The sequence below is a fragment of the Kistimonas asteriae genome, assembly GCF_018263925.1.
Lineage (GTDB): Bacteria > Pseudomonadota > Gammaproteobacteria > Pseudomonadales > Endozoicomonadaceae > Kistimonas > Kistimonas asteriae.
Window position 1 is genome coordinate 145,467 of sequence record NZ_JAEVHF010000009.1, and the last position, 10,404, is coordinate 155,870.

General features: G+C 52.0%; 1 protein-coding gene. It reads right to left on the reverse strand.

Going from position 1 to position 10,404, the window contains the following annotated elements; translation table 11 throughout:
• Window positions 1-39 precede the first annotated feature (39 nt).
• Window positions 40-10,404, reverse strand: a complete 10,365-nt coding sequence (locus KHS78_RS11990; RefSeq protein WP_211828707.1) for a fibronectin type III domain-containing protein — start codon at window positions 10,402-10,404, stop codon at window positions 40-42.

Genomic DNA, 10,404 nt, shown 5'->3' on the forward strand with positions numbered 1-10,404 from the left:
GGTCGCTTTGCCGCTTTTCTTGCGATGATCAGTGGCGGGCTATTGCCCGCCGAAGCCTCCACCCAGGCTGTCACACTGGCCGACTACACAGTTGCGCACATCCGCAGGGCACCAGGTATCCGCTCCACTGATAGACGTACCGCCATTGCCATAGCTGATCCCGCCACCGTAACCTCCGCCGCTTCCGCCACCGCTTCCGGTCGCCGGTGTGCTCACTCCGCCAGTGCTGCCGCAACTGCCACCCGCGACATACCAGGTCATACCGGCCCGGGAGTCAACCGTCTGTCCGTTGGCACACTGACTCTGCCACGACACACTGCCCCAGTACTGGTGGCGCCAGCAGCCAACACCTGCGGCACTGCCTCCCTCACCCGAATTGAATGACTGGTTGGCGATAATCCGGTATGGCAGGGTATAAGCTTCACCCGGCGCCAGTGTTTCCGGAACAGGTTGCAGATACTGGAAACTGGCCACGCCATTACCCTGGGGCAAATCACCTGCCAGAGCATCCGCCCGGATCAGACCATGGTTGGTCAGCGTGATCTCACCGTTAAAGACATCCCCTTTTCTCATAACCGGCAGGTTAATGCTCATCGGCTCCACTACAACCACGGCTGCGGGCACATTGGTCTTGTACTCGGCCTCCAGTTTGATCTCGTAGCGATCCTCCAGGGTGATTTCCTTCACTTCCCATTCGACAGTGATCAGGTTGTTGGTCAGGAACATCTCTTCCGCCGTCGTCACACCCGGTTTCACCCACAAACGCCCACTGACGTCTTCATGGTCATAAGCGCTGGCCCGGTAGAAGTAACGACCCGTGGGGACATTCTCCAGCAACAGGTTACCGTCCTCATCAGTAACCCCCTCATAGACCTCGGTCAACACCTGCTCGTTCTGCAGTTTAACCCGGGCTCCGGCCAGTCCCTTGATGATACGACCATAGTCGTCCAGAGTTGCGGTATAGATATCCGAGGCATGGATAAACACATTGCCTTCCCCGGCTTGGGTCACCGCCGCGTAGACCTTGTACACATAACCCAGGCCGTTACTGCTGGTGATATGCAGGTCAAAGGTGTAGTTGCCTTCGTTCAGCGTTTCATCCGGGCTCAGGTTGACCGCAACCGTGCGTTTTTCTCCCACAGGGATATCGCCTATAGCGGGGTTCACGGCCAGCCGTACCCACGGGGGTGCGGGTGTATCACTGTTTTCTTCCGTCAGTTTTGCAGTGATACCGGTAACCGCTGCCAGGCTGTTATTCGTCAGAGTCAGGCTTTCCGTAACGCCTTCCCCACGCTTCACACCGGTTTCAATGTGACCCGGTGCAAAGGTCAATGCCGGGGTACCCTCGCTGACACTGCTGTTTACCAGTAACGTCCCCAGAGGTTCATCATGGTTATCTGAACGGACAGCGAAGCGCATCAGACTGCTGACCTCCGCGTTATTGTCAGCACTGACCTGCAGGTTCAGATAACCTGTACGATTGGGCTGAATGGTGATCGCTTCCGGCATTGCCAGGGTAATCCCTGCAGGCATCGCCACGTCATCACTACCCGTCAACGGAATGGCCTCAAGGCGCACATTGGTCAGGGTTGTGTCACGTCCGGCACTGACCTGAAGAGGAATTTTTTCCGGATAATTACGCACCAGCCGCAGGTTGTAACGCTCCCAGTTCACACGCGCATTTTCTACCACAAACGTCTGCGCTTCAGCCCAGGGTCTGTCAGTACTGCCCGGATAAATAGCAACCACGCGCACCTGGCCTGACTCACCACGATCCGGCACATACGTGTAACTGAAGGAACCATCCGCACCGGTCTGTACACTGATAACCTTCTCAAAACCGCTGCGGTCAAATACCAGGCTCAACAGACGATTAGGTGCAGGTTGCTGAGAAGCCCGCTCAATCGCCTGACCCGTAATCGTCACTGGTTGCTGTCCAAATACCCGGAGCTGGTCAACCTCCGAAACAATGCCGGTATAGTTCGTTTCCACCAGCGTCAGGCGAGTACGACTACCCGTACCGGCAATGGCCACCGCATCAGGCTTGCCTCGATGATAATGGAAACGGTCAATTTCCAGGCTCAACTGCACATCATCCGGCGAACCACCCGGGACCGCCATGATTACCGGCTCACTGACAAAACGCTGTCCTGGCTGCAGCCTGGCCACGGTATCGCCATTGCCCAGGGTGATCACATCGGTACCACTGAACTGCCGTACCGGCGTGGTCGCCAGACGATTCCCCTCTGCGTCGCTCAACACCAGCCGTATTTCATTGGAGGCACTATTGCCATTGTTGCGGGCCACCAGAATTTCTGTTTCCACTGCACTGGTGTTTTCCAGCGTAAAGGTGCTCTTACCCGTAGAGCCGCGGGTAAAGTCCGTCGCACTCAATCCGGCCACCAGCCCGCCATGGCCTACCGAAACCTCGGCCTGCTGGCTGATGGTCACCTGCTCACCGGGATTGGGGTACTGGCTGATCTTCAAGCGAAGCGTAGACAGTGCATTAAGGCCGGTATAACCCCCAATGACCACTGGCACCTCAATGAAACTGCCGGCAGCAACACTGAAACTGCCTGAGCGATGACTGCGCCAGGTATTGTGATCCCGGGTATCCACTGTCAACAGCAAACCGCCAGCCCGGGTCGTACCAGTGTTATCCACCCGGAAAGAGACTTGGTTCATCACTCCCCGCTTAAGCTCCGCCTCATTGCCTGCCAATTGCACAGTCAGGGCTGGCAACCGCAGACTGTGGGGCTCACTCTCTGAACCATTGGCATCAACGGCAATGACTGTGTATAGCTGTTCACTGACCGCACCATGACTCACCTGACCACCGTTGTAGCTGATGTCAGTAATACTCTTGGCGGTCAATGGTGTGCTGTTCAGCTTGATACGACTGTCGCCTACCCCACGGTAAACATCGTAACCCGCAACCCCCTGGCCACTGTGGGACCAGCTGATCACCGGCTGCCCTCCGGGGTTGAGGGTTATGGCCAGGTTACTTACCGGCAACAGGTTGGCATTCAGATACTGAGGCATACCCGGTGCCGATTCATTGCCAGCGCTGTCCATCGCCGTCACGGTATAGGTGAATGCGGTTGTTGATGGTTCAGGATCCAGCGCAATAAAGGCGTTACCCGGAATATTGCGCTGTAATGGTTCAACATCCGTAAGATCCACGGGCTCACCCTCAGCCGTATCCAGTCGGTACAGGTTATACCTGAGCTCATGGGGAACAGCTTCACTGACAGGTGCCTGCCACTCTACCACGACACCGGCACCGTTAAGACGCAGACGCAGGGCTTCCGGCGCGTCCGGTGCCGTGCCATCAGCGATTACCATGACTGGTTGACTGGCCTCACTGATGCCGCGCTGGCCATTGGCACTGCGAATACTGGCAACACGGTACTGATACTGACCATCCACAAGTGCATTGACTTCCTGCCAGCGCTGAACATCACTTCCGGATGCCAAAACCTCAGCGACCACGTTGAAATCGTCCTCATTGGCAGCCTTGCGCTCAATCTGATAACCGCTGGCCTGTGTGACCACCTGCCAGCCCAGATCAACCCGACCTTGCGGCAAAGCCCTGGCTTCCAGACTCACAGGTGAAGCCAACGCAGGCAGCTCTCCCTGGTAGACCTCGAAGGTACGGGTACCGTTAATACGGGTACTGCGGTTACCAAGATCATCTTCTGCCTGCCAGGTAAAACCGAGTAGCTGACTGCTCCCTGCGCCAGCATCAACCGGCAAGGTAAACTCGCCGCTCAGCAGTGGCTGACCGGGAAGTGCCAGGGCATCACGAACCAACGGAATCCCAGCCTCCATTCCGACAATGGGCAGGCCATCAAGCGTCGCTACCAGCACAGGTAATACATCTGGCCCAAGGTCATCATTGAGGGCAATTCTCACTTCCACCGTTGCTGGTATATTGCCGCCTGTTAGCCCGTTGTTGATCGGATGCTCTGGCGTAATCGCCAACTGCTTAACATCCGGCCCACTGGTATCTATCCGGATGAACATTCGTTCGCCACTGACCAACTCCCCGCCCTGGTTGCCCACTGCATCAAAGGCCTGGAACGTCAGATCAGCCGTACCAGATGGCGTGCTTCCGCTGATACTGAAGCTACCGGTATAACGACGCGCCTCGTTGTAATCCGGAGTGAGGGACACCGTAATCGCACTGGCACCAAGGCTGAAGGCAAAATGAGGCGGATTACGCAACGGTTCGGTGAACCATACTTCCACTTCAACAGAGCCCTGGCCATAACGACCATCATCAGCCTGTCGCCCGCTGCTCGACAGGGTCACTGATTCGATCTTCGGACCAATGCTGTCCACTACGACTTCTGACACGCCGCCGGGCTCGCTTTCGGAACCTGCACGGGTAACAGCGGTTACCGCGTAATAGTAAATACCATCCTCTGCGGGTACGTCTTCTATACGCGTTGCCGTAATCGGCGACAGAGTTATCCGGTCGACAGTCGCTTGACCAGGCGCAGAGAATGGCTGAGAACTTCGATAGACGTAATAACCCGCCAGGTCTGCATCCACCGGCTGCCAGCTCAAGTTGACTTCGCCCTGAGCTCGGCTATTCGCATTGAAGCCGGCTGGCGCATCAGGTATCGCAGTATCCAGGGTGATGGTACGCTGCTCACTGGTAGCCGAAACTTTACTGCGCCCCACAAAACGCGCCTGTACGGCCAGGGTATTCTCACCTTCTTCCAGATCCACGCCCAGCGAGAAACGCCCATCACTTACAGCCAGCCAGTCTCCAAAAGGTTCGGCATTACGCAGCAAGCGCACCTCGGTATCAGCAACACTGGTACCCTGTACAATCTGTACGGGCTGGTTCGTGAAGCGACCATCCACCGGGCCAGTGAGAACCGGCGTTGCCGGTGCCGCCAGATCGACAGTGATGGCATAGGACTGCTCCGAGATGTTCTCAAGGGTATCCACCGCCTGCACCACCAGCACATGATCGCCGTCACTTAAGGTGCGGAGATCCAGCGGCAGTTCAAGGCCATCGGCTGGCGTCACATCCCGGGCGATCACCTCGCCATCCACCAGCAGCTGCAGACGGGCCACTCCGGAAGGATCCGTGGCCTGCACAGAAACGGTTCCATTGGTCGTTAACACCCTGCCATCTAACAGCGCTGAGCCAGCATAGGCAATCGTCGTCAGTGACGGCCCACTTTCATCAGCAAACGGAGTCACCGCCACGGGGGTCACGTCAGCGCTTTCTTTGCCGGAAAGATTTATTGCCGTGACCGCCACATAATACGTTGTTCCATTAGTCAACCCGCTCAGCCCGGCCTGACGTTGATCAGAAGCCAGGCTCAGTGCCGGGGTGAGATCCGTAATTGAGGAAAAATCCTTCTCACTGCGATAGATGCGGTAACCGGTTACCTGTTCGGCAGGTAAAACAGCCGACCATCGCACGATAGCCCGTCCATCCAGCGCTTCCAGCGTAACATTGTCGGGATTAGGCAACAGTGTCACACCCGTCCCGGACAGTCCTGATGAGGTATTGCCAGCCTGATCGACAGCCTGAACACGTATTGGGTAGGCAGTGCCCATAGCCAGTCCCTGGATGGTATGCGATACAACACTCTCGCCTGCAACCACAGGTACCATAATCACCTCTTCACCCTCAGGCCGGGTCACTGTGATACGGTAAGCGGCCAGATCACCGGCCTCATCAGGTGACGCTCCCCAACGCAACTGCAGGCTGTTACCCAATGCCATGAATGAAAGGTCGCTGATCTCGGCTGGCGCTATGGTATCGATAGGCGTGACCTCAACCGGCGAGACCACCGGATGCATATTCTCCGCTTTGTCGCGAGCAACCACGGCTACGTAAACGGTGGTATTTCTCTCCAGGTTACCAATACGGAACTGCCTGGTATCTGCAGCTACCTGACCAATAAGACCGACACCCTCATCACTCAGATTCGTAAACGGTGTGCTGCTGCGATAGACCCAGTAACTCTCAACATCTGCACCGTTGGCGATATCATCGTAACTGTCCCAGCGCAACAGGACACTGCGGCCATCGCCTTCCGGATCGGAATCAACAGCAACAGGGCCGGGGGGCGTGTTATCAAAACGCACTGTCACCGGTGTGACTTCAGAGACATTGCCTACAGCATCCCGTGCCGTGAAATGCAGCACATTATCCCCCTCTTTGAGGGATACCGACGCGCCCCATGTCGTGCCGTCACCTGAGGCGACCAGCGTGTCATACAAATAAACTGAAGAACCTGACTCGCGAGTACCCTCGATCTGTATCAGCTCTGTTTCGGATATGGCCGGTACATCCACCGCTACAGGTGGTGTTGGCGGCGTGAAATCAAGGGTAAACAGATGGTGCTGAGGGTCGGATTCATTACCCACCAGGTCAACAATGCGGGTTTCAAGAGAATACACACCCTCAGACAATGGCTGCGCAGGAGTCCATGTGATCAGACTGTCTGCAATAGACAGTTCACCGGATATTGCGACATTGTCCTTGAAAAGATCAATACGACTGGCGGCAAGATCAATACCGGTGCCAGATTCGATAACGGCTAACTGGATATTGGCAGGCGCCGTTGCCAGAGCACCCGATGGCGTCACGGTCCCAAGAACCGGCGCAATAGTATCAACCTCCAGACGAATCATTTTCGTATCAGAAGGGTTACCCACCTGATCCCAAGCCACAATCCGCACTTCTGAGATACCTTCTGGCGCCTGAACTGTATGGAACCAGGTGGTTTCAGAGGTTGACTCCGCCAGCTGGCCATTCACCATAACCTCGGCATAGGGCTCCATTTCACCACTAAAACTGACACCCCGATATGAAGAGCGATATAGATCATCCTCAAGAGTTGGAGAAATGACTGTCGGAACTGGGGGTTTGATCGTATCGACAGTAATCGCCGCCGCCTCCCTGTACAGCTCCATAGGCTGCCCGGTTTCATCCTGAGCCCCTGTTACTACAAGGTCGAAGACACCATTCAACCCATCTGGAATAAAGAGTTCGTTGTTACGAAATTCAAAACTGCCTGACCATTGCCCACCACTTAATGTGATTGCATCAGTCTCGTTCACCAAGCGAATCGTTGGCTTGATATCCTGCCGCATCGGTGAGTAAAACATAAGGGTTAATGTATTGATCTGATCAAAACCAATGCTTGTTTCCCGCCACTCTACTGACTCCAAAAGAACCAGGCGCTTTGTATCAAAGGGGCCAGTGGCATATACATTATTCCCCGTGTCCGACTCTTGAACATAACGATCACAGTTCGCTTCAAAAAGCACGTAATACTCGCCGGATGGGATATCAAGCCAGGGAAATACTACTTCTCTTTCATATACATCATCAGTATTCAGTTCAATCGAGAGCGGAATGTATTCAAACCAAAAATCATTTTCATAATCAAGTTCAGTGTCTTCACTAATCCATAGACATTCCTCCCAGTCAGTCTTAACTGGAGCAGCCCCTTGATTAATCCCTTTCCATTTAAAAGTGAGAGGTTGATTAGTCTTGAAGCTGCCAGAGACACTTGCTTCAAGGATTTTCAAATCAGGCAAGGCCACCTGCACCTCTGTTGAACGGCTCACAACAGCGCCTTGTTGATCTACAACATTTAAATATAACGTTGAACCATGCTGATTAATGTAATCCAGTATCTGATTGTAGGGAAAAGAGTGATTCGCTATTTCAATACCACCGGAAACCAAGCCATCCCCTACATCACTGGCTTGTTGCGCCGGGCGGTAATCCCATTCAACCTGTAACTGCTCACCAACCGGGTGTGCTAGATCCGGGTCGTCAATCATCGCATCAGTAACAAGGGCTCCATCGGGTTGAACCAATGGATAAGGCCCCCCAATCGATAACAGCGGCGGCGTATTCTCATAGGCAATGAATGACGTGGTTGAATTTACCAGTCCATCAGCATCCGTAACGGTCAACCTGACAGGTACAGGCGTAGTCAGCGTAAGCCCTTTTGCAAAGAGATCCTGCCGCTGTACGACAAGCGTTTTTTCATGGGTTGAGTCGACTGTGCCATCATCACCGATATCCCACTGCCAACTGATGATGCCGTTATTTGCAGTGTTTTGAGTATCAGGATCAAAGCTGTTTGAGCCATCCAGTGTAATCTCTGAATAGGAGAATGAAATTGGCGCCTGCTTCTCTAGCCGAGCAACCGGTTCTAATAATGATGCCTTGGTAAAGCCTTCATAAACGACATCCGACTGGCTGAAATTATAAAAACCAACGTGCCCTACACCAATTGGCTCAGGGTCTACAATAAGCCCACTATCCCATATCAGCGAATCACTCTCATTGTCTTTTATCAGTACCCTGATAGCACCAGTGTCCTGATAGCTCAGTGAAAACGTATATTTTCTGCTCTCTATCCAGCCTTTGCCTGTCCCGGTATCAGAGCCAAGTACCTTTATGAACTGGCTATCCTCCAGATCCCAAAATTCATTAAAATGATTGAGCCCCTGCTGACCAGAGACCTTGGCAATTTTAAACCCTTCTTCCCCGTCACCATTACTGCCATTGACCTGAAAAGCCTTTTTCCATGAAAACAGGTAATAGCTTTTTGCCAGCTCCCGGAAGCCAAAAACAAAGCCGACAAAGTCATCGTCCTCTGTTGTATCTACCGTAAAACTTCCCTCAAACCTTGAGCCGGAAAGACCAAAATCACTGATATAAAAAGTCGGATTTCCATTATTGTTTTGCCTGACACTGCTACCATCTTCAGAAACAGTCCAGTCCCCGGCACCACCATCATCATAGTCAGCCTCACTCCAGCCCTGAAGATTGACCAGGTTTTGTTCAGCGGCAATACCCTTATTGTAATGAGAAGAAATTTCTGTATCCGTGAGCATCCTGTCATAGAACGCTAACTTACTTAAGACACCGTAAAAAGGATAAGGAATAAATGACCCAGCACTACCTGTATTGGTATGTAAACCAACATCTATAGATCGAGCAACATCATCATCAATCACAAAGTCACAAGCTATAGTTTCTTTCTTACTGTTAATGTAAAAATGGCATTCTTTATCAGGACCGTTAAAAACAAAAACATAATGATTAAGATATTCACTTTCGCTTGCATTAGAATTGTTCGACACCCATTTCTTGTTATAAGCACCCTCACCAATATTATTTACTTTGAAATACAAACCACCATCACGATCGATACCAATAGCGCCATTATCAGTATCTTCAGACTGTGATGCTGTTGCAAAAACAGCCCCAGCCGAGTTACTCCAAAATTCGACAGAATAGACAGAAGCAGTATCAATGAGACTTATATTTAGTGGAAGATTTATTCCGAAAATATCTTTATAGCCTTTTCCCAACATCTTAGGCTCAAGACGCACCAAATCAGTCCCTCTGCCTATAGAGCCATCAAAACCGTTGCTAGTAATATCGACCACCTGATAATTATCAAGCGTATTCATTGACCAGTAACCCATCGGTGATGAAGACAAGATATGATTATCATAAATACTCTCATCAACTACTGAGTTGTGCTCAGTAAATTCTGGCTCGGGTTCACCCTCAACAGCAAGACTGGAAAGCGTGCCATCTACATTAACGTCTCTATAAAAATGTTTACCAGCTATCTTGTAATAGACTTTATTATTCACAAGACGCATTGAGACATCATCGTACTCAAAAACCGTATCCGCAGATTGCTCAACGACAGTATCTGTTTTCGAATCAATAATGATCCATCCCTTCTGCGCATCACACCACTCTTCGGAAGGCAAGAACACATATCGGCCATGTGCGACACCGACATTATAAAGCGACTGATCGTCAAAAAACTGTTTCACGGCTCCCATATTGCCTTTATCGAGCTGGGAATAAACAACCAGCCCCGCCCGCCTGGAGGCAATATACAACTTGTCATTCAAAAAATAGGAATCGGTCAGGTCTCGACACTCACCCACATAATCACTTCGTTCACTGATACGGGTAATGGCATCATTGGCATAATGGTATGACTTAATGCCTGCACTGCCATGTAAGACATAGAAGTAACCTTCTTCATCCAGGTAATAGTCAAAAGGCCGATGGTACTCACCCAAAGACCCGGTATAGGACTCACCGTATTCGGCTACCTTTGCCTTGGCTAATTTGTCATATGCAACGAGCTTATACTGCGATGGATTTTTAGCGCTGTAAGCACAAATAAATGCCTGTTCCTGATCAAAACAGAAAATAGCTATAAAGCCATCAACACTGGGAAAATCATTTGGATCAATCAGCTTCCTGTATGTTCCATCCACCAGCACCTCTGCCCTTGCCCCCATCGACAACAGGAACAAGGCCAACAGCGCCCCTGTAAATGCTCGCAACAACCCTGTACGCATATCCAAACTCAT